Annotated in this window: 16 protein-coding genes; 8 read left to right on the top strand and 8 right to left on the bottom strand. The window is 73.6% G+C overall.

What is annotated here, in order from left to right; all coding sequences use genetic code 11:
* Nucleotides 1–2: 2 nt before the first annotated feature.
* Nucleotides 3–338: an Rv3235 family protein gene (locus ABZ716_RS19945; protein ID WP_358960497.1), complete on the bottom strand. Its 336-nt coding sequence runs from the start codon at nucleotides 336–338 to the stop codon at nucleotides 3–5.
* A 949-nt stretch (nucleotides 339–1287) separates the two neighbouring features.
* Nucleotides 1288–4086 carry a preprotein translocase subunit SecA gene (secA, locus tag ABZ716_RS19940; RefSeq protein WP_351887015.1) on the bottom strand — a complete coding sequence of 933 codons (2799 nt, stop codon included), beginning with the start codon at nucleotides 4084–4086 and terminating at the stop codon, nucleotides 1288–1290.
* Nucleotides 4087–4312: 226 nt separating this feature from the next.
* On the opposite strand from secA, the gene ABZ716_RS19935 reads away from it, so the two are divergent.
* Nucleotides 4313–4900 (top strand): GNAT family N-acetyltransferase, encoded by a 588-nt coding sequence (locus ABZ716_RS19935; RefSeq protein WP_358960494.1) that lies wholly within the window; start codon nucleotides 4313–4315, stop codon nucleotides 4898–4900.
* Between the two features lie 9 nt (nucleotides 4901–4909).
* The gene (locus ABZ716_RS19930; RefSeq protein WP_358960490.1) at nucleotides 4910–6076 is read left to right on the top strand and encodes a crosslink repair DNA glycosylase YcaQ family protein; all 1167 of its coding nucleotides are present in this window, start codon (nucleotides 4910–4912) and stop codon (nucleotides 6074–6076) included.
* Between the two features lie 9 nt (nucleotides 6077–6085).
* Here the strand turns inward: ABZ716_RS19930 and ABZ716_RS19925 are convergent, their stop codons facing one another.
* From ABZ716_RS19925 to mtrA, 6 genes are all read right to left on the bottom strand, one after another.
* On the bottom strand, nucleotides 6086–6835 hold the full coding sequence (locus ABZ716_RS19925) for a response regulator transcription factor (protein WP_351887006.1): 750 nt from the start codon (nucleotides 6833–6835) through the stop codon (nucleotides 6086–6088).
* A 185-nt stretch (nucleotides 6836–7020) separates the two neighbouring features.
* Entirely contained in the window at nucleotides 7021–7719 is a 699-nt protein-coding gene (gene raiA, locus ABZ716_RS19920) for a ribosome-associated translation inhibitor RaiA (RefSeq protein WP_358810201.1), read from the bottom strand.
* 397 nt (nucleotides 7720–8116) lie between these two features.
* Nucleotides 8117–8809, bottom strand: a complete 693-nt coding sequence (locus ABZ716_RS19915) for a phosphoribosyltransferase family protein (protein ID WP_358960488.1) — start codon at nucleotides 8807–8809, stop codon at nucleotides 8117–8119.
* A 119-nt stretch (nucleotides 8810–8928) separates the two neighbouring features.
* Nucleotides 8929–10827, bottom strand: a complete 1899-nt coding sequence (locus ABZ716_RS19910) for an LpqB family beta-propeller domain-containing protein (RefSeq protein WP_358810203.1) — start codon at nucleotides 10825–10827, stop codon at nucleotides 8929–8931.
* A complete protein-coding gene (gene mtrB / locus ABZ716_RS19905; protein WP_358810236.1) occupies nucleotides 10814–12742 on the bottom strand; it encodes an MtrAB system histidine kinase MtrB in 1929 nt (642 codons plus the stop codon). Before mtrB ends, ABZ716_RS19910 begins: the two co-directional genes overlap by 14 nt.
* A gap of 43 nt (nucleotides 12743–12785) precedes the next feature.
* Nucleotides 12786–13475 carry a two-component system response regulator MtrA gene (gene mtrA / locus ABZ716_RS19900; RefSeq protein WP_358960486.1) on the bottom strand — a complete coding sequence of 230 codons (690 nt, stop codon included), beginning with the start codon at nucleotides 13473–13475 and terminating at the stop codon, nucleotides 12786–12788.
* A gap of 240 nt (nucleotides 13476–13715) precedes the next feature.
* On the opposite strand from mtrA, the gene ABZ716_RS19895 reads away from it, so the two are divergent.
* The 6 genes from ABZ716_RS19895 to ABZ716_RS19870 all read left to right on the top strand — a co-directional run bounded on the left by ABZ716_RS19895 (nucleotide 13716) and on the right by ABZ716_RS19870 (nucleotide 20057).
* A complete protein-coding gene (locus ABZ716_RS19895) occupies nucleotides 13716–15026 on the top strand; it encodes a hypothetical protein (RefSeq protein WP_358960483.1) in 1311 nt (436 codons plus the stop codon).
* An 8-nt stretch (nucleotides 15027–15034) separates the two neighbouring features.
* On the top strand, nucleotides 15035–15697 hold the full coding sequence (locus tag ABZ716_RS19890; RefSeq protein WP_358960481.1) for a DUF4129 domain-containing protein: 663 nt from the start codon (nucleotides 15035–15037) through the stop codon (nucleotides 15695–15697).
* 311 nt (nucleotides 15698–16008) lie between these two features.
* Nucleotides 16009–17322: a DUF4350 domain-containing protein gene (locus ABZ716_RS19885; protein ID WP_358960479.1), complete on the top strand. Its 1314-nt coding sequence runs from the start codon at nucleotides 16009–16011 to the stop codon at nucleotides 17320–17322.
* On the top strand, nucleotides 17319–18281 hold the full coding sequence (locus tag ABZ716_RS19880) for a MoxR family ATPase (RefSeq protein WP_358960477.1): 963 nt from the start codon (nucleotides 17319–17321) through the stop codon (nucleotides 18279–18281). Before ABZ716_RS19885 ends, ABZ716_RS19880 begins: the two co-directional genes overlap by 4 nt.
* Entirely contained in the window at nucleotides 18281–19591 is a 1311-nt protein-coding gene (locus ABZ716_RS19875) for a DUF58 domain-containing protein (RefSeq protein WP_358960474.1), read from the top strand. Before ABZ716_RS19880 ends, ABZ716_RS19875 begins: the two co-directional genes overlap by 1 nt.
* Before the next feature lie 40 nt (nucleotides 19592–19631).
* The gene (locus ABZ716_RS19870) at nucleotides 19632–20057 is read left to right on the top strand and encodes a Uma2 family endonuclease (protein WP_358960472.1); all 426 of its coding nucleotides are present in this window, start codon (nucleotides 19632–19634) and stop codon (nucleotides 20055–20057) included.
* Nucleotides 20058–20175: the final 118 nt, after the last annotated feature.

The following is a 20175-nucleotide window of genomic DNA, read 5'->3' as shown; positions in this document are numbered from 1 at the left end:
CCTCAGGATACGACCGCGGCCCGCGAACTCCCCCAGGGGCGTTGGCCCTGAATCTCCACGGCCGCACACCGCCAGCGCAGATCGGCCCCCTGTTCGAGCCGGAACGCCATCGCCGAAACCCGCTCCCCCGTCACCACCCGCGCGAACGCCTCGATGACCCCCGGCCCGGGATGGAACCGCCCGCAGTGCCGCAGCACGGGCCGCAGCCGCTCCCGCAAGGGCCCGACGGGCGCGAGCTCGGCCAGCTGGTCATACGCCTCCCCGACGGTCAGCCCCAGCAACGAATGCACGGGCCGCTGCCCACTCACCACGGCCAGAATCCGCTCGGCAAACCACACGTGAGGCCCGAGGGGATGCACATGAGGCCCCCCGCGCCGGCTCCGGACGGCTTGCGCGCCGCCGGGGCCGACCGGCCGGGTGCGGGCGGCCGACTGAACGGCGCCGGGACCGGGCGGACGAGTGCGGGCGGCCGACTGGGCGGCGCCGGGGCCGCCGGGCCGGCTCCGGGCCGCCTGCGCGGCAGCGGGGCCGACCGGGCGGGTGCGGGCGGCCGGCTGGGCGGCGCCGGGACCGCTCCGAGCGGCCTGCGCGGTGGCGGGCCCGGCCGGGCGGGGGCCGGCCCCGGCCGGGCCGGACCGGGTTCCCGCTCCGGCTCCGGACGGCCCCGCCCCGCCGCCGGGGCGGCGCTGGTCCCGGCGGCCGGCGGGACGGCTCCGGCTGGCCCCGCCGGGCGGCCTACCGCTGCTGCCCCCGCCGCCTACGATGCCGCGCGTGGTGGTGTCCATGGCGATTCCCCGATCAGCCCGAGCCCGGCGGTACCAGGCGGTAACTCGACTCCCGACCCGGGTTTTCTACGACCCCCGAACACGCTCCGCAACCGCCCCGCCTCACCCCGGCACCCCCGCCAAGGGTTCACCTATCCGAGTGCCCCCCGCCCACCGGCAGGCGCCCCCAACGCCCCCCACAGGCCCGAGGTAGACGCCCACCCCACCCCCCACCCCAGCCCGAAAGGGGACACCCCCTCACCCTCCCGGCCCCACGCTCCGTACACACGAACCCGGCGCAGGGGGACAGAGGAACGAAGCCCGAGCCGTCGATACGGCTGACCCGTTCCGCCCGGCGGGCCCCCCGGCCGGCAGGCGGGTGGGCAGTCACCGGCCCGCCCCCGGCCCCTCGCGGGGGTGATAGTGGGCCCGCACGACACACACCCCGTACACCCCCCAAACACCCCGGGGCCGGACACCCCTCGGTGTCCGGCCCCGGTCAGGCTGCGCCCAGTGGCGCGGGTTACTTCTTGCGGCGGCGGCCGCCGCCCGCGGCCTTCTGGGCCTTGCGGCGCTCTGCGCGGGTCAGGCCGTCGCTGCCGTTGGCGTCCTCGAAGTCGCCCTCGACCACGCCGCCCTCGCCGTCCACCGTCGGGGCGGAGAAGTGCAGGCGGTCCGGGCGCTGCGGGGCGTCCAGGCCCTTGGCGCGGATCTCCGGGCGTGCCGACGGCACCGGCTCCTTCGTCAGCGTCGGCGCCGCCGCGGCCTGCACCGGGAGCTCCTCGACCTGCTGCTCGACCTGGACCTCCAGGTTGAACAGGTAGCCGACGGACTCCTCCTTGATGCCCTCCATCATGGCGTTGAACATGTCGAAGCCCTCGCGCTGGTACTCGACCAGCGGATCCTTCTGGGCCATCGCGCGCAGGCCGATGCCCTCCTGGAGGTAGTCCATCTCGTAGAGGTGCTCGCGCCACTTGCGGTCGAGGACCGACAGGACCACGCGCCGCTCCAGCTCGCGCATGACGTCGGACCCGAGGGCCTCCTCGCGCGCCTGGTACTGCTCGTGGATGTCGTCCTTGACCGACTCGGCGATGAACTCGGCGGTGATGCCCGCGCGGTCGCCGGCGGCCTCCTCCAGCTCCTCCACCGTCACCTTGATCGGGTAGAGCTGCTTGAAGGCGCCCCACAGCCGGTCCAGGTCCCACTCCTCGGCGAAGCCCTCGACGGTCTCGGCGGCGATGTAGGCGTCGATGGTGTCGTCCATGAAGAAGCGCACCTGCTCGTGCAGGTCCTCGCCCTCCAGGACCCGGCGGCGCTCGCCGTAGATGACCTCGCGCTGGCTGTTGAGGACCTCGTCGTACTTCAGGACGTTCTTACGCGTCTCGAAGTTCTGGGTCTCGACCTGCGACTGGGCCGACGCGATGGCCCGCGTCACCATCTTGTTCTCGATCGGGACGTCGTCCGGCACATTGGCCATGGCCATGACGCGCTCGACCATCTGCGCCTTGAACAGGCGCATCAGGTCGTCGCCCAGCGACAGGTAGAACCGGGACTCGCCCGGGTCGCCCTGGCGGCCGGAGCGGCCGCGCAGCTGGTTGTCGATACGGCGCGACTCGTGCCGCTCGGTGCCCAGCACGTACAGCCCGCCGAGCTCCTTGACCTCCTCGAACTCCGCCTTCACCGCCGCCTCGGCCCGGGAGAGGGCCTCGGGCAGGGCCTGCGCCCACTCCTCGATGTGCTCCTCGGGGTCGAGGCCGCGCTGGCGCAGCTCCGCCTCGGCGAGGTCGTCGGGGTTGCCGCCGAGCTTGATGTCGGTACCGCGGCCGGCCATGTTCGTGGCGACGGTGACGGCGCCGCGGCGGCCGGCCTGGGCGACGATGGCGGCCTCGCGCTCGTGCTGCTTGGCGTTGAGCACCTCGTGCGGGATGCCCCGCTTGGACAGCTGCTGCGAGAGGTACTCGGACTTCTCGACCGAGGTCGTGCCGACGAGGATCGGCTGGCCCTTCTCGTGCTTCTCCGCGATGTCGTCGACGACGGCGGCGAACTTGGCGACCTCGGTGCGGTAGATGAGGTCGGGCTGGTCCTTGCGCTGCATCGGGCGGTTCGTCGGGATCGGGACGACGCCGAGCTTGTAGATCTGGTGGAACTCGGCGGCCTCGGTCATGGCCGTACCGGTCATACCGGACAGCTTGGTGTAGAGGCGGAAGAAGTTCTGGAGGGTGATCGTGGCGAGGGTCTGATTCTCGTCCTTGATGTCCACCCCCTCCTTCGCCTCGATCGCCTGGTGCATGCCCTCGTTGTAGCGGCGGCCGGCGAGGATACGGCCGGTGTGCTCGTCGACGATCATGACCTCGCCGTCGATGACGACGTAGTCCTTGTCCTTCTTGAACAGTTCCTTCGCCTTGATGGCGTTGTTCAGGTAGCCGACGAGCGGGGTGTTCACCGACTCGTAGAGGTTCTCGATGCCGAGCCAGTCCTCGACCTTGGCGACGCCGGACTCGTGGATGCCGACGGTGCGCTTCTTCTCGTCGACCTCGTAGTCGCCGGTCTCCTCGATGCCCTTGAGCGGCTGGCCGGCCTCGCCCTTGGTCAGGCGGGTGACGAGCTTGGCGAAGTCCGCGTACCACTTCGTGGCCTGGTCGGCCGGGCCGGAGATGATCAGCGGGGTGCGGGCCTCGTCGACGAGGATGGAGTCGACCTCGTCGACCACGGCGAAGTTGTGGCCGCGCTGGACCAGCTCGTCCTTCGACCAGGCCATGTTGTCGCGCAGGTAGTCGAAGCCGAACTCGTTGTTCGTGCCGTAGGTGATGTCGCAGTCGTACTGCTCGCGGCGCTGCGCCGGCGACATGTTCGCCAGGATGCAGCCGACGCTCAGGCCGAGGAACTTGTGGACGCGCCCCATCATCTCGGAGTCGCGCTCGGCGAGGTAGTCGTTGACCGTGATCAGGTGGACGCCCAGGCCCGACAGGGCGTTCAGGTAGGCGGGCAGCGTGCCGACGAGGGTCTTGCCCTCACCGGTCTTCATCTCGGCGACGTACCCGAGGTGCAGCGCGGCGCCGCCCATGATCTGGACGTCGTAGTGCCGCTGGCCCAGGACGCGCTTGGCGGCCTCGCGCACGGTCGCGAACGCCTCGGGCAGCAGGTCGTCGAGGCTCTCGCCGTCCTGGTAGCGCTGCTTGTACTCGTCCGTGAGGGCCCGCAACTCGGCGTCGGAGAGGTTGACGAAGTCCTCTTCGATGGAGTTGACCTGGTCCGCGATGCGGTGCAGTTTGCGCAGGATCTTGCCTTCGCCTGCACGCATGAGCTTGGTGAGGACGGACACTGAGGCTGGTCTCCTTGCCGGTCGGGCCTGGGCACTTTACGTAGCCGGGCACGGCAGGTGGGCCCCACCGCAACGGCCATCGTAAGCGAGGACGTGGTCGCGTCGGGAGGTCCGCCGTGTCCGCAGGGCACGGGCGCCCGGAATGAGAACGTACGGGGGACCCGTTGGGTGCCGGTGCGGGCGAAAACCCCTCGCCCGGGTTACCCGGCGCGGCCACAATCCGTCCATGGAACCCGTCACCCTGTCGACCGCCCGGCTGTCCCTGCGGCCCTTCGCCCCCGCCGACGCGGAGGAGGTGTACGCCGGCTGCCAGGACCCCGCCGTCCAGCGCTGGACCGTCGTCCCCTCCCCGTACGAGCGGGCGCACGCCCGGAGCTGGGTGGAGGAGATCAGCCCCGCCGGCTGGCGCGAGGACCGCGAGTACACCTTCGCGGTGCGGCTCGGGCCGGAGGGCGGGGGCCCGCTGGTCGCCTCGGTCGGCGTGCACGTGCGCGGCCCGCAGGCGTACGAGATCGGCTACTGGACCGCCGCGGAGCACCGCGGCCGCGGCTACATGACCGAGGCCGTCGGCCGGGTGGCCCGCTGGATGTTCACCGACGTCGGCGCCGGCCGGCTGGAGTGGCGGGCCGCCGTCGGCAACGCCCCCTCGCGCCGCGTCGCCGAGAAGGCCGGATTCCGCGTCGAGGGCGTCCTGCGCGCCGCCCTCGACCTGCGCGGCACCCTGCACGACTGCTGGGTCGCCGGCCTCCTCCCCACCGACCTCGGCCTGCCCTCCCCGAAGGCGTACCTGCCCGCTGTCAGTGCGACCTCCTAGGCTCGCGACATGTCCGTCATCTTGCTCTCCGCCGATGAAGCCCGCCGGATCGCGCTGCGCGCCCAGGGATTCCTCGGGGCACCCGACCGCAAGGCGGGGGTGCGCGGGGTGCTGCGGCACCTCGGCGCCGTCCAGCTGGACACCATCTCGGTCCTGGCCCGCTCGCACGAGCTGATCCCCTACGCTCGGCTCGGCGCCGTCGGCCGAGAGGCCGTGGAGCGGGCGTACTGGTCCGGCAGCCACGCCTTCGAGTACTGGTCGCACGCCGCCTGCATCCTGCCTATCGAGGAGTGGCCGCACTTCGCCTTCCGCCGCCGCGCCCGCCGGGCCCGCGGCCACCGCTGGCACGTCCTGCAGGACAAGGAGCGCTCGACGCGGGCCGTCCTGGACCGCCTGCGCACCGACGGTCCGCTGACCTCCTCCGAGCTGGGCGGGGCCAAGAACGGCGGCGAGTGGTTCGAGTGGTCCGAGACCAAGATCGCGGTGGAGTGGCTGCTGGACATCGGTGAGGTGGTCTGCACCGAGCGGCGCGGCTGGAAGCGGGTCTACGACCTCGCCGAGCGGGCCGTCCCCGACGCCCTGCTCCACGACGACCTCGACGACCGCGAGTGCCTGCGCCGCCTGGTGGCGCTGGCCGGACAGTCCCTGGGGGTGGGCACACGCGCGGACATCGCCGACTACCACCGCCTCAAGGGCGAGCAGTTCGACGCGGTGATCGCCGACTCTGGGCTGGTCCCGGTGGTGGTGGAGGGCTGGGGCAAGCCGGCCTGGGCGCACCCCGACGCGCTGGCGTCCGAGCCGCGCGGGCGGCACCGCACCACCCTGCTGTCCCCGTTCGACTCGCTCGTCTGGGACCGCCCCCGCACCGAGCGGATTTTCGGCTTCACGCACCGGCTGGAAGCGTACGTCCCCAAGCCGAAGCGGATCCACGGCTACTTCGCGATGCCGCTGCTGGCCGGCGGCCGGCTCCAAGGCCGGGTCGACCCGGGCCGGGAGGGCCGCACGCTCGTGGCCCGGCAGCTGTCCCTGACCACCCCGAAGGCGGCCGGCGCGATGGCCGAAGCCCTGTGGGAGGCGGCCCGGTGGGTGGGCTGCGAGGACGTTCGAGTGGACCACGCGCGGGACGAGCGGGAGGCCGCGGCGGTCACGGCGGAGATCGGCGCCCGGCGCCCCTGACCGGAGCGGTCAGCGGATCTCCAGGATCTTCTCGCGCATCGCGTACACCACGGCTTCCATCCGCGAGTGCAGCTGGAGCTTCTCCAGGATGTTGCGGACGTGGTTCTTCACGGTGTTCTCGGAGATGAACAGCTGCTTGGCGATGTCCCGGTTGTTCATCCCGGTCGCCACCAGCTTGAGGACCTCCAGTTCCCGGTCGGTCAGCCGGGGCGCCGGCACCAGCCGGCGCTCGTCGGTGCGCTGGATCATCGACTTGAACTCGGTCAGCAGCTTCGACGCCATCGACGGGCTGATCTGCGACTGCCCGTCCGCGACGGCACGGATCGCGGTGGCGACCTCGTCCGTGGAGATCTCCTTCAGCAGGTAGCCCGTCGCACCCGCCTTGATCGCGTCGTAGAGGTCGGCCTCCTCGTCGCTGATCGTCAGCATGATGATCTTCGCGGAGGGGGCGACCTCCTTGATCGAGGTGCACGCCTCGATCCCGCCGCGCCGCGGCATCCGCACATCCATCAGCACGATGTCCGGAAGCAGGTCGGCGGCCTTGTCCACGGCCTCCGCCCCGTCCCCGGCCTCACCGACGACCTGGATGTCCTCCTCCTGGGCGAGGACGATCTCCAGCCCGCGCCGGAAGAGGGCGTGGTCGTCGACCACGAGCACCCGGATGGGCTCACCGGCCGCAGCCGGGTCCGCCGCGTCCGCCAGCGCCGCGCGGCAGTCGGCTCCGTCGTCACCGCGCACCGGCCCGAAGCTGTCCGCCATCGTTCCTCCCCCTGCATGTACCGAGCTCTGGGCCAACCCGGCGGGGGCGGCCGCCGGTTGACTGCCCGCCATGATTCCATGCCCGCACCGTCCGGCGCGGGTCTGGCGGAATCCCTTTGGCTCATACGAGTCATACAGGTGCCCCTGCGGAAGCCTCGGCTTCCGCAGGGGCAACGGATCGATGATCAGCCTCCGAGCGCGCCGCCGGCACCGCCGATGGCCGCCTCCTCAGAGCTCGACGCCCCGTCGGGGTCGACGTGGATGACGCCGTAGTCGTAGGCGTGACGCCGGTAGACGACGCTCGGCATCTTGGTCTCGGAGTCGACGAACAGATAGAAGTCGTGTCCGACCAGTTCCATTTCGTACAGCGCCTGGTCGAGCGACATGGGCCGGGCCGGGTGGGTCTTCTCGCGGACGACCAGCGGGCCTTCGCCCTGCACTTCGAGGGATCCGATCCGCGTGGTCGGAATTCCGCCCTCGGTCTCCTCACCGACCGGCTGTCCGTTGCCGTTGAGCGTCGCGACACCCGGCACGCTGTCGGCGACCTCCGCCGCCGAAAGCCGTCCGCTGCCGCGGCGGGTGAACCGCTTGTCGTGCTGCTTGCGCAGCCGGGCCTCCAGCTTGTCCTGAGCCAGGTCGAGCGCCGCGTAGGGGTCGGCGGCGGCGGCCTCGGCCCGGATCACCGGGCCCCGCGAATGCAGGGTGATCTCCACGCGGTCGGAACGGTCGGCCTGGCGCGGGTTGTGCTCCTTGGACACCTCGACGTCCAAGCTGATCACCTTGGCGTCGAGCTTCTGGATCCGCTCCGGATTCAGCTTCTCGGCCACGTGCTTGCGGAACCGCTCGGGCACCTCGGTCTTGCGGCCCTTGACGACGATGTCCACGCAGAACTCCGTTCCCGGAGACCTCCACCTTCAGCGGTGAAGCGTCTCCCTTTCGCACCAGGCTCCGGTGAACACCGGAGCCTCGGACTTGGCGACTTTCACCTCCTCCTCCCCCATCGGCAAGATCCAAACCCCACCGATTTGGGAGTAGAGAGACACCCTCTGCACGAAGATTCCAAACGGGCGGCCGGCGCTCCGATACCCGGGGCCCAAGGATCGCCAGTTCCTCACAACCGAACATATCTCTCCTGGCCGGTTGTCGGCACCCGCTACCGGAAACTACCTCCATCCAGGTGGTGATCCCTCTTACTGCCTGCAACGATGCGCATTCCCCAGGGGTTCCACATCTATCCCCCGGATTCCCGCTCTGTACGAGTTGTCCACCGGCGCTCCAGGATCAGGACCGGACGAACGAACCGGACGCGGCCGCCACCACGGCCGCCGCCCGCGCCCGCAGCCCCGCCGCGCGCAGCGCCCGTGACGCCTCCGCGAGGGTGGCCCCGGTGGTGACCACGTCGTCCACCACCACGATCCTCGCCCCGGCCGCCAGCCGCATCCCGCCAGGGCGTACCTCCAGGGCCCCGGCCAGGTTCTCCCACCGCTCCCTGGCCCCCAGCCCGGCCTGGTCGGCCACCTGCCGCCGCAGCCGCAGGACGGGCGCCACCCGCGCGGGCGCACCGGCCGCGCGCAGCCGCCGGGACGCGGCCAGGGCGAGCCTCAGCGCGGGATCGTGCCCGCGCGCCCGCAGCGTCCGCCGCGCGGACGGTACGGGGACCAGCGCCAGCTCCCCCGCCGTACGCGAGGCCGACACCGCCGCGGCGAGGGCCACACCGAGCGGACCGGCCAGCGGCAGCGCCCCGCGCTCCTTGTGGGCCAGGACGACCGCCCGCACCGGCCCCTCGTACCGGGCCGCCGCGTACAGCGGCGGCAGCGCCCCGCCCGCACCGCCCGCCGCCGGACGTACCGGCCCGGCGCCCGCACCGCCCAGGGCCCCCCGGCAGGCCCCGCACAGCAGCAAGCGCGCGGCCCCGCAGCCCGCGCAGTCGGCGGGCAGGACCAGCCCGGCCAGCTCCCGCCACCATCCCCGCACCCGTCCACCCTGCCCGCTGCCCGGGCAGGGCGCGACCCCTGTGGAAAACCGCCGGAGCCGGCCAGGGCAGCCACCGGACCCCCGCCCCGGAGCCACGCCACCGCAACCCCGGCCGGCGATCAGCCCGGGTACACCGGCGCCCGGCCGCCCGCCGCCGCCGTGCGCCACTGCGCCCCCGGCGGCAGCCACACGATGCCGTCCTCGGTGGAGGAGGCCACCACCGGCTTCGACTCGTCCTCGGAGGCGGCGATCGCGCTCAGCCCGGTCGCCCCCGGCAGGCTCGCCGCGACCATCGACCCGTCGGCCTGCAGGTAGCGGGCCTGGTCGACGCCGCCGCTCTCACGGCCCACCACCAGCAGCCGGCCGCGCGGCGCCCAGCTCATCGCCGTCACCTCGGTCATCTGCGGAGCGGCCGGGCGCAGCTCGCGCACCGACACCTTCGAGGTGTCCCCCTTGCCCTCGGGCCGCTCGATCCGCCCGATGTACAGGTTCTTGCGGCCGCCGTCCCGCTCGGTGAGCAGCGCGATGCGCACCCCGTCCGCGGATGCCTTCAGCCCGCTGATCCGGGCCCCGTCCAGCCCGGCGACGTCCACCTTCTGCGGGGTGCCGGTCCCGCCGGGCACCCGCCACAGCCCCTGGGCCTGGGGGTCCTGGTCGGCGATCCACAGGTCGCCCTGGGCGTCCCAGCTGGGCGCGGTGAGCTTGCCGGTCCGGCTCGTCAGCAGCGGCTGCGGCATGGGTCCGGCGGTGGTCAGCGTGACCACGTACAGCCCGTGCCCGTCCTCGGAGACGACCGCGGCCCGCTTCTCGTCGTACGTGACGGCGGCCGAGCCCACCTTGAACCCGGCGGCGGTGGCCAGCGGGCCGGGCGCCGGCTCGGGCTTCTCCTGCTGCTGCTCGTCGGCCCCCGCGTTGAGGACCATCCGTACGAGCCGGCCGTCCTTGTCCACGTAGTACTGGTGCTGCGGCGGCACCGGCCGGTTGGCGATGCTGGCCGCGTTCGAGGCGGTCACCCAGCACAGGGTGGACTTGCCGTCCGAGTGCAGCAGTTCGACGCGGTCCAGCCGGGAGGCCGTCAGGTCGCGGACGGTGTACAGCAGTTGGGTGGCCATCTTCTGGCACTGCGGCTGCGCGACGTTCTGCCCGGCGTCGTTGAGCGGGACGCGCAGGGTGTTCTGGCCGTCGTACGCCAGGGACTTGGTGCCCCGGCGCAGTTCGGTGCCGGTGGGGAACGCGGTGGAGGCGACGGGTCCGAGCCACTTGGAGGGGCCCGCCAGCAGGGACTGCACGGTGAGGGTGGTCGGGTCCATCCGCGTGTCGGGATCGCTGCGCTGGCGCACGTACACCGGGTCGGCGACGAGGGTGCTGCCCGCGAAGTAGTACTTGTTGACGGGCTTGTAGATGCGCTGGAAGTCGGACTCACTGAGGACGAGGCTGCTGGGCGGGGTGGCGATCCGCCACTGCTTGTTGACCTGGACCAGCTGGAGGTACTCCTCGTAGCGGCTGCCGCCGGTCTCCGGCTGGTAGGCGCTGCGTTCGTCGACGGTGGCGAGTTTCTTGCCGGTGACCTTCCAGCGGGGCCCCTCGGGGTCCTTCTCGCCCTGCACGGGTACGCGGTCGAGGCCGGCGGAGAGCACGGTGACGGCCGAGGACGGCTTCCAGTTCGCGGCGGCGTCCTCGGTGAGGTACTTGCGGGCGGTGGCCAGCTGGGGGTCGTCGCTGGTCATGGCCTCCAGGAAGCCGTCGACGATCTCGGCCGGGCTGGCCTTGTCGGCCGGGGGCACGCCGAAGACCCGGACCTGGGAGTCGACGCCCTGGGACGCCTCCACCCGGCGGACCTCGCCGCGGTCGGGCATGGAGGCGCAGCCGGCGAGGAGCAGCCCGGCGGCCCCCAACGCCAGCAGCGAGCGGGCGCCCCTCGACGGGAGCCCGAGCGGGTACGGAAGCGCAGGCGGGAACGGAAGCGGAACCCGCCGTACCCGCCGTGCCTGCCGCCCGCGGTGCTCAGCGTCCTCCACCGGGTCCCTCCTCCTGTGCTGGGCCCTGTTCTGCGGGCCGGGCCACGACGCGGGCGCCGTTGCCCGGCAGTGCCGTGGGGTCGGCGGGCACCGGCAGGGCGGTGGTGACCGCCGGCCGGGGCGGTATCGGGTCGCGGTCGGCCCGCTCGGCCCGCCCGTCGGGGCGCGTGCCGGACCCGCCGGCGGCGCCCTCGCGTCCGGCGGCCTCGGCGACGGCCCGGGCCCGGTTGCCCCGGGAGTCCTCGGGCTCCAGCGGGATCGGCGATCCGCGCAGCGGCTCGTCGGCGGTACGGGGCAGGGTGAGGCGGAACTGGGAGCCGCCGCCGGGCTCGCCCCACGCCTGGAGCCAGCCGCCGTGCAGCCGGGCGTCCTCGACGGCGATGGACAGGCCCAGGCCCGTGCCGCCGGTGGTCCGGGCCCGCGCGGGGTCGGCCCGCCAGAAGCGGTTGAAGACGCGGGTGGCCTCGCCGGGCTTGAGCCCGACGCCGTAGTCGCGGACGGCGACGGCGACGGCCCCGCCCGCCGAGGCGAGCCGGATCACCACGTCGCGGCCCTCGCCGTGCTCGACGGCGTTGACGACGAGGTTGCGCAGCACCCGCTCGACGCGCCGGGCGTCGGCCTCGGCGATGACGGGCTGGGTGTCGCCGAGGACGCGGATCCGGGTCCCCTTGTGCTCGGCGAGCGGTTCGGCGCCGTCGATCACGCGGCGTACGACGTCCCGCAGGTCGATGGGCTCGGCCTGGAGGTCGGCGGCTCCCGCGTCGAAGCGGCTGATCTCCAGCAGGTCGGCCAGGAGCGACTCGAACCGGTCGAGCTGCCCGGCGAGGAGCTCGGCGGAGCGCGCCGTCACCGGGTCGAAGTCGACGCGGGCGTCGTGGATGACGTCGGCGGCCATCCGGACGGTCGTCAGCGGGGTGCGCAGCTCGTGCGAGACGTCCGAGACGAACCGCCGCTGCATCCGGGACAGCTCCTCCAGCTGCTGGATCTTGTTCTGGAGGTTCTGGGCCATCTTGTTGAACGCCTCGCCCAGGCGCGCGATGTCGTCCTCGCCGGTGACCTTCATCCGTTCCTGGAGCCGGCCGGCGGAGAGCCGTTCGGCGATCCCGGCGGCCATCCGGACGGGGGTGACGATCTGGCGCACGACGAGCCAGGCGATGGCGCTGAGCAGGACGACGACGAACAGCCCGGCGGTGGCGATGGTGCTCTTGACCAGGTTGAGGGACTCCTCCTCCTGGGTGAGCGGGAAGAGGTAGTACAGGTCGTACGGGTCGCCGTTGATGTCGGTGAGCCGCTTGCCGACGACCAGCGCGGGCTCGGGCGCCTTTCCGGTCCCGGCGGTGTAGCGGATCTGCGAGAAGGTCTTGAAGGTGCCGGTGTTGTGGTTGACGGCCTTGCGCAGCGCCAGCGGGACGCTCGCGGTCGGGTCGACGTTGCCGGAGGCGCGGGCGCCCTTGACGCCCTGGCTGGTCGGGGCCTGCTCGCCGGTGCCGGCGCCGAGCGCGGCCACCTCGAAGGCGGTCTGGCCGCCGCTGGCGAGCTGCTTGACCAGCGAGTTCATCCAGGTGCTGGCGTCACGGCCGACCTTGTTGTCGGCGGCGTCGGCCCCGTCCGAGGCGGAGGGGGTGTTGGCCTTCTCCTGCGCGACGGCGAACCCGCCGGCGGCCTGGCTCTGCGCGGCCTCCTCCTTGGCGTCGAGGAGACCCTTGCTGACCTGGGCGATGACGACGAAGCCCAGCGCGAGGACCACGGCCAGCGACATCAGGAGGGTCGCGGCGACCACCCGGAGCTGGATGTTGCGCCGCCATATCCGGACAGCGGGGAGCAGCGGCCGGCGTACGAGGCGTACGCACAGCCGCAGCAGGGGGCCGCCGGGTGCCGCGTCGGCCAGCTGACGGAGCTGCCGGCCGCCCCGCAGGGCTCCCCGGCGGGAGCCGCTCCGGGTCTTGCCGGGCGGCACCTCAGCTGGGTCCGGCCTTGTAGCCGACACCGCGCACCGTCACGACGATCTCGGGGCGCTCCGGGTCCTTCTCGACCTTGGAGCGCAGCCGCTGCACATGCACGTTCACCAGGCGGGTGTCCGCCGCGTGCCGGTAGCCCCAGACCTGCTCCAGCAGCACCTCGCGGGTGAAGACCTGCCACGGCTTGCGCGCGAGGGCGACCAGCAGGTCGAACTCCAGGGGGGTCAGGGCGATGGAGGTGCCGTCGCGCTTGACCGAGTGCCCGGCCACGTCGATGACCAGGTCACCGATGGCCAGCTGCTCGGGCGCGGGCTCCTCCGAGCGGCGCAGGCGGGCCCGGATACGGGCGACCAGCTCCTTCGGCTTGAACGGCTTGACGATGTAGTCGTCGGCGCCGGACTCCAGGCCCACCACCACGTCGACCGTGTCGCTCTTGGCGGTGAGCATGACAATAGGCACGCCCGATTCGGCCCGGCTCAGCCTGCACACCTCTATGCCGTCCCGTCCGGGCAGCATGAGGTCGAGCAGCACGAGGTCCGGCTTGGCCTCCCGGAAGGCAGCCAGTGCCTTGTCACCGTCCGCTACGAACGACGGCTCAAAACCTTCTCCACGCAGCACAATGCCGAGCATCTCGGCCAGCGCGGTGTCGTCGTCGACGACAAGGACGCGTCCCTTCATGGTTGACATCATCCCATTAGCTAATCGTTACCTGGCGGTGAGCTGTCCCACAGCCAAAAGGGCTGGAAATCGCCCCTCGGACCTGCGTGGAGTTCAGGACCCACAGTCTGCCTCGGATCCGCGTGACAATCGAAGGGACGACGAGCGCACCGCGGGCGCAGGGGGGACGGCCGGTCATTCCCCGGCTCCGCCATGGCACGATGACAGCCGACCAGCGCGCCCGCCTCGGCAGGTGCACGTGAAGGAGCGACGATGAACGACTCTCCGGGCTGGGCCGCGCCCGGATCCCCCTCCGACGGCCCGCGCCCCGACGCCGCTCACCAGCCGCCCGCGGAGGGCTCCGACGCCGCTCAGCGGCCCGCGCAGGGCCCTGGCGCCGGTCAGCAGCCGCCCGCCGAGGGCCCCGCCTCCAAGTGGTCCGCCGCCCAGCCCCCGCCCGGCCCGGGGGCTTCCCCGGACGGAGTCTGGGGGGCAAGCAGTCCCGCCGCCGGCCAGACCCCGCCCGCACAGCCGCAGCCGCAGCCGGGCACCGGCTGGGGCGCGTACCCCGTCCAGCCCAGCCCCCCGTACGCCTATGGCAACCCCGGCGGCGGCTGGGGCGGACCGCCGCCCGCCGCCAAGCCCGGCGTGATCCCCCTGCGCCCGCTGGGCCTGGGCGAGATACTGGACGGCGCCGTCGGCACCCTGCGCGGCCACTGGCGCTCCGTGCTCTCCGTCAGCCTCGTCGTCGCCGCCCTGTCCGAGATCGCGCTGCTGGCCGTCCAGCGCCTCACCATGGACACGCTCACCAGCCCGTCCACCCGGCCCGCCACCCCCGAGGAGGCCGTCCGCACCCTGGGCGACGCCGGGCTCCTCTACGGCTTCCAGTACTACCTGGAGATCCTCGGGCTGATCCTGGTCACCGCCCTGCTGGCCCCCGCCGTCAGCCGCGCCGTCCTCGGCCAGGGCTCCACCCTCGGCAGCACCCTCCGGGCCGTACGCCCCCTGGCCGGGCGCATGCTCGGCCTCACCGGGCTGCTCCTGCTGGGCGCGCTCGCCGCCGGCCTCGTTCCGGCCCTGCCCGGCATCCTCCTCGGCAGCCCGGCACTCGCCGCCCTCGGCGTACCCGTCGGGCTCGTGCTCCTGGCCTGGTTCTACGTGACCTTCTCGCTGGCGCCGCCCGCGCTGATGCTGGAACGCGGCACGCCGGCCGCCGCCCTCAGGCGCTCCGCCAAGCTGGTCAAGGGGGCCTGGTGGCGGATCTGCGGCATCAGCCTGCTGACCTGGGTGATGCGGTTCATCCTCTCGATGATCATCGTCATGCCGTTCGCCTTCGCGGCCCTGCTCGTCGGCGGCAGCCTCGACGGCTTCCTCGACGGCTCCGCCACCATGAGCTGGTCCTTCCTGATCATCTCCGGCATCGGCTCCGTCATCGCCGCCACCCTCACCCTCCCGATGCAGACGGGCGTCACCACGCTCCTCTACATCGACCAGCGCATCCGCCGCGAGGCCCTCGACCTGGAACTCGCCCGCGCCGCCGGCGTCGAGGGCTACGACACCACCACCGGCCCCACCGGAGGCTGACGCACCGCATGAGCACGGGGGGACTCATCACCATCGCCGGCGGCGACACACCACCGCTGACCACCGGACGCCAGGCCGCCCGCGAGGCGGCCGAACACGAGCTGGCCAAGCCGGTGTACCACCAGGACGAGCCGGGGCTGCTCCAGCGCGCCCTGGACCGCTTCTGGGAGTGGCTGGGCGAGTTCTTCGACCGTGCCTCCGGGGCCACCCCGGGAGGCGCGGTCGGGCTGCTCGCCATTCTCCTGGTCGTCGTCCTGGCCGTCGCCGCCCTGTGGTGGCGCCTGGGCACCCCCCGCCGCACCGCCCGCAGCACGGCCACCCTCTTCGACGAGGGCCCGCGCAGCGCCGCCGACCACCGCGCGGCCGCCGACGCCCACGCCGCCGCCGGCCGCTGGAACGACGCCGTCCGCGAACGGATGCGGGCCCTCGTCCGCTCCCTGGAGGAACGCACCCTCCTCGACCCCCGCCCCGGCCGCACCGCCGACGAGGCCGCCGCCGAAGCCGCCCGCTCCCTGCCCGGCCACGCCGACGAGCTGCGCGCCGCCGCCCGCGCCTTCGACGACGTCACCTACGGCGGCCGCACCGCCGACCCGGACACCTACGCCCGCCTGCGCGCCCTGGACCTCACCCTCCCCCACACCCGGCCCACCCTCCCGGACCCCACCCCATGACCCCCGCCCCGCCCCCGGACGACCCGACCGACTCCCCGTCCCCGGCCCTGCCGACACCAACCCCGGACCCCGGCACGGACCGGCCCGCCGCCACCCCCGGCCCGGCCGACTCCTCGGACGCCCCCGCCCCCAGCCCTGCCGGCCCGACGCCCGGCAGGCCCGCAAGCACCCCACCCGCCCCGGCCGGCACCACCCCCGGGAGAATCACGCCCCCCGCAGCCGCCCTGGGCACCCCGGCACCAGGCCCCGGCGCGGCCCCGCACGGCCCGGCCTCCGTCCCGGCCACCCCAACACCAGCCCCGGACCCCGGCATGGGCCTGCCCGCCACCTCCGGCCCGGCCGGCTCCCCGGTTCCGGACGCCCCCGCCCACCCGGCCCCCGGCAGCCCCGCCGCCCCCGCGCCCGACGGCGCGCCACGCCGGCCCCGCCGCGCCCCCCGGAGCGGGAGCTCCGCCGCGCTCACGCCCGCCCAGGTCTGGCGGCGGGCCCGGGGGCTGCTGCTCGCCCTCGCCGTGCTCCTCGCAGCCGCCGTCGTCCTCGCCGGGCTCCGGGCCGGCGACCAGCACGGCCGCCTCGACCCCCGTTCCGCCGACCGCGACGGCAGCCGCGCCCTCGCCCAGCTCCTCAAGGAACGCGGCGTCACCACCCGCGTCGTCACCAACGCCGACGAAGCCGCCGCCGCGGCCGGCCCCCGCACCACCCTCCTCGTCACCGACCCCGACCTCCTCGGCGCACCCCAAGGCCGCGCCATCCGCTCCGCCATCGACCTCTCCGGCGGCCGCACCGTCCTCCTCGCCCCCACCGCCCCGGCCCTCGCCGCCCTGGCCCCCGCCGCCCACACCACCGGCTTCGCCCACCAGCGCGACCTCGACCCCGGCTGCCCCCTGCCCACCGCCACCACCGCCGGACGCGCCGGCACCGGCGACGGCCTCCGCTACACCACCGCCCTCCCCGGCGCCGCCGCCTGCTACCCCAGCGACGGCCACCCCACCGTCCTCGTCCTGCCCAGCACCACCCGGGGCGGCGACACCGTCCTCCTCGGCTCCGAACGCATCCTCCTCAACCGGCACCTCGCCGAGGAGGGCAACGCCTCCCTCGCCCTCCAACTCCTCGGCTCCCGCCCCCAGCTGGTCTGGTACCTGCCCACGCTCGCCGACATGCCCGCCGACGGCCCGGCCGCGCACAAGAGCCTCCTCGACCTCGTCCCGTCCGGCTGGTACTGGGCCCTGCTCCAGCTGTTCGCCGCCGCCGCGGCCGCCGCCCTCTGGCGCGCCCGCCGCCTCGGCCCGCTCGTCACCGAGGACCTGCCCGTCGTCATCCGCGCCTCCGAGACCACCGAGGGCCGCGCCCGCCTCTACCGCAAGGCCGCCGCCCGCGACCGCGCCGCCACCGTGCTGCGCGCCGCCGCCCGCGAACGCCTCGCCGCGCTGGTCGGCGTACCGCCCTCCCAGGCCCACGACCCGGCAGCCCTGACCCCCGCCGTCTCCGCCCGCCTGCCGCGACCCCCCGGCACCGGACGCGACGCCGCCACCCTCCTCTTCGGCCCCCTTCCCGCCGACGACGCGGCACTCGTCGCGCTCGCCGACCACCTCGACGCCCTCGAAAGAGAGGTCCGCACCTCATGACGGCCACCACGGACAGCGCCCGCTCCTCCCTGGAAGCGCTCCGCACCGAGATCGCCAAGGCCGTGGTCGGCCAGGACCCCGCCGTCACCGGTCTCGTCGTCGCACTCCTGTGCCGCGGCCACGTCCTCCTCGAAGGCGTCCCCGGCGTCGCCAAGACCCTCCTCGTCCGCGCCCTCGCCGCCTCCCTCGAACTCGACACCAAGCGCGTCCAGTTCACCCCCGACCTGATGCCCAGCGATGTGACGGGCTCCCTCGTCTACGACGCCCGCACCGCCGAGTTCTCCTTCCAGGACGGCCCCGTCTTCACCAACCTCCTCCTCGCCGACGAGATCAACCGCACGCCCCCCAAGACCCAGTCCTCCCTCCTGGAGGCCATGGAGGAGCGCCAGGTCACCGTCGACGGGACCCCCCGCAAGCTCCCCGAGCCCTTCCTCGTCGCCGCGACCATGAACCCCGTCGAGTACGAGGGCACGTACCCGCTCCCCGAAGCCCAGCTGGACCGCTTCCTCCTCAAGCTCAACGTGCCCCTCCCCTCCCGCGAGGAGGAGATCGGCGTCCTGGCCCGGCACGCCTCCGGCTTCGACCCCCGCGACCTGCACGCCGCCGGCATCCGCCCCGTCGCCGGCGCGAAGGAACTCGAAGCCGCCCGCGAGGCCATCACGCACGTCGCCGTCTCCCCCGAGATCACCGGCTACGTCGTCGACCTCTGCCGCGCCACCCGCGAATCGCCCTCCCTCACCCTCGGCGTCTCCCCGCGCGGCGCCACCGCCCTGCTGGCCACCTCCCGCGCCTGGGCCTGGCTCACCGGCCGCGACTACGTCACCCCCGACGACGTCAAGGCCCTCGCCCTGCCCACCCTGCGCCACCGGGTCCAGCTCCGCCCGGAAGCCGAGATGGAGGGCGTCACCGCCGACTCCGTCATCTCCGCGATCCTCACCCACGTCCCCGTCCCCCGCTGATGGCCCTCACCGGACGCGCCGCCCTCCTGGCGGCCCTCGGCAGCCTCCCCGTCGGCCTCCTCGAACCGAGCTGGACCGGCCTCCTCGCCGTCAACGGCACCCTCGGCCTGGCCTGCGCCGTCGACTACGCCCTCGCGGCGCCCGTCCGCACCCTGCGCCTGGCCCGCTCCGGCGACACCACGGTCCGCCTCGGCGAGACCGCCGACGTGCACCTGACCCTCACCAACCCCGGCACCCGGCGCCTACGCGCCCGCGTCCGCGACGCCTGGCCCCCCAGCAGCTGGACCCCCGGCACCGAAACCGCCGCCTCCCGCCACGAGGTCACCGTCCCCGCCGGCGAACGCCGCCGCCTCACCACCCGCCTGCGCCCCACCCGGCGCGGCGACCGCCGCGCGGCCCGCGTCACGATCCGCTCGTACGGGCCCCTCGGCCTCCTCGCCCGCCAGGGCTCGCACACCGTCCCCTGGACGGTCCGCGTCCTCCCGCCGTTCACCAGCCGCAAGCACCTCCCGTCCCGCCTGGCCCGCCTACGGGAACTCGACGGCCGCACCAGCGTCCTGACCCGCGGCGAAGGCACCGAGTTCGACAGCCTCCGCGACTACGTCCCCGGCGACGACACCCGCTCCATCGACTGGCGCGCCACCGCCCGCCAGCGCAAGGTCGCCGTCCGCACCTGGCGCCCCGAACGCGACCGGCACATCCTGATCTGCCTCGACACCGGCCGCACCTCGGCCGGCCGCGTCGGCGACGCCCCCCGCCTGGACTCCGCCCTGGACGCGGCCCTCCTCCTCGCCGCCCTCGCCACCCGCGCCGGCGACCGCGTCGACCTCCTGGCCCACGACCGCCGCACCCGCGCCCTGGTCCAGGGCCGCGCAGCGGCGGACGTCCTCCCGTCCTTCGTCAACGCCATGGCCGGCCTGGAACCCGAACTGATCGAGACGGACTCCCGCTCCCTGGTCTCCACCATCCTCCGCAGCGCCCCGCGCCGGTCCCTGGTGGTCCTCCTGACGAGCCTGGACGCGGCCCCCGTGGAAGAGGGCCTGCTCCCCCTCCTCCCCCGCCTCACCCAGCGCCACACGGTCATCCTGGCCTCGGTCGCCGACCCCCGCATCGCGTCGATGGCCGCCTCCCGGGGCACGGCCGACGCCGTCTACGAGGCCGCCGCCGCAACCCAGACCCAGTCCCAACGCCGCCGCACGGCGGACCAACTCACCCGCCACGGCGTCCACGTAGTGGACGCCACCCCGGAGACCCTCCCCCCGGCCCTGGCGGACACCTACCTCACCCTCAAGGCCACCGGCCGCCTCTGACCCTCGATACGGTGGTTCCGGCACCCACCAGGAGGACACCATGGCGGACCTCACACCCGAGCAGATGCGCCGCCTGCACGACTTCGCGGAGCAGCTCGCGGAGCTGGCGGAGCACCAGGAGGACCGGTGGAAGGTGCAGACCACCGACGGTCAGATCTTCCTCACGATGATGAGCCCCACAGCCCCCCACGGGCTGAACGTCGTCCGGCTGCGCCGTCAGATCGAGGCACAGACACCCGAGGTGATGGCCCTCAACGACACGAACATGGGCGACCCGGTGACCGGACTGACGAAGGTCCCCGACCTCATGGTCATCGCGGAGGAGGACACCGACGACACCGCGAAGGTCGTCAACTCCCGCGACGTCCTGATGGTGGTGGAGGTCGTCTCCCGTACGAATTCCCTGAACGACATCCGCGACAAGCTCCATACGAGCAGCCTGCAGAGCTATCCCGCCGACTGGTGAGCGGCAGGGCGGGCCGGCCCGTAAACGCAGAAAAGCCCCGCACCAGAAGGTGCGGGGCTTTCCCACAATGATTGTTCGGCGGCGTCCTACTCTCCCACAGGGTCCCCCCTGCAGTACC

The organism is Streptomyces sp. NPDC006687 (assembly GCF_040636215.1).
Lineage (GTDB): Bacteria > Actinomycetota > Actinomycetes > Streptomycetales > Streptomycetaceae > Streptomyces.
Note: the sequence above shows the minus strand (reverse complement) of the source record. Positions and strands in the feature narration are given on the sequence as shown.

Excerpts from the sequence above, each read along its gene's own strand:
- ABZ716_RS19875 (WP_358960474.1), top strand. The coding sequence starts at position 18,281 with ATGGCCCTCACCGGACGCGCCGCCCTCCTGGCGGCCCTCGGCAGCCTC.
- ABZ716_RS19895 (WP_358960483.1), top strand. The coding sequence starts at position 13,716 with ATGAACGACTCTCCGGGCTGGGCCGCGCCCGGATCCCCCTCCGACGGC.
- ABZ716_RS19935 (WP_358960494.1), top strand. The coding sequence starts at position 4,313 with ATGGAACCCGTCACCCTGTCGACCGCCCGGCTGTCCCTGCGGCCCTTC.
- ABZ716_RS19870 (WP_358960472.1), top strand. The coding sequence starts at position 19,632 with ATGGCGGACCTCACACCCGAGCAGATGCGCCGCCTGCACGACTTCGCG.
- ABZ716_RS19890 (WP_358960481.1), top strand. The coding sequence starts at position 15,035 with ATGAGCACGGGGGGACTCATCACCATCGCCGGCGGCGACACACCACCG.
- ABZ716_RS19880 (WP_358960477.1), top strand. The coding sequence starts at position 17,319 with ATGACGGCCACCACGGACAGCGCCCGCTCCTCCCTGGAAGCGCTCCGC.
- ABZ716_RS19885 (WP_358960479.1), top strand. The coding sequence starts at position 16,009 with ATGGGCCTGCCCGCCACCTCCGGCCCGGCCGGCTCCCCGGTTCCGGAC.
- ABZ716_RS19930 (WP_358960490.1), top strand. The coding sequence starts at position 4,910 with ATGTCCGTCATCTTGCTCTCCGCCGATGAAGCCCGCCGGATCGCGCTG.
- mtrA (WP_358960486.1), bottom strand. The coding sequence starts at position 13,475 with ATGATGTCAACCATGAAGGGACGCGTCCTTGTCGTCGACGACGACACC.
- ABZ716_RS19925 (WP_351887006.1), bottom strand. The coding sequence starts at position 6,835 with ATGGCGGACAGCTTCGGGCCGGTGCGCGGTGACGACGGAGCCGACTGC.